A 398-nucleotide genomic window follows, 5' to 3' on the forward strand; every position below is an offset into this window, starting at 1 on the left:
ACTCCGGCTCGGGCAGGGCCTTGTGGTCGAGCTTGCCGTTGGGCATCAGCGGCAGCCGGTCCAGCACGACGAACGCGGAGGGGACCATGAACTCGGGCAGACGCTGCCCGAGGAAGGCCCGCAGGTCGCGGGACGACACTCCGGCGGTCAGGTCGTAGTCCGTCTCGCCGACGCTCTGCGCGCTCTCCGGCAGGTCGGCGCCGGCCGGCACGACGTACCCCACCAGCTGCTTGGCGCCGGACGTGCCGGCGGCTTCACGGACGACCACCGCCGCCTGGGCGACACCGGGGTGGGCGACCATCGCGGACTCGACCTCGCCGGGTTCGATGCGGAAGCCGCGGACCTTGACCTGGGTGTCGGCGCGGCCGACGTACTCCAGCTCGCCCGCGCTGTTCCAG

Annotated in this window: 1 protein-coding gene; it reads right to left on the reverse strand. The window is 72.9% G+C overall.

The features are described 5' to 3' along the window. Nucleotides 1–398 (reverse strand): hypothetical protein (locus tag KUF83_RS01635; protein ID WP_217452675.1); only part of this gene is annotated, 398 nt, incomplete at both ends.

It is taken from the genome of Streptomyces sp. BV286 (genome assembly GCF_019090165.1).
In the GTDB taxonomy this organism is placed as follows: domain Bacteria; phylum Actinomycetota; class Actinomycetes; order Streptomycetales; family Streptomycetaceae; genus Streptomyces.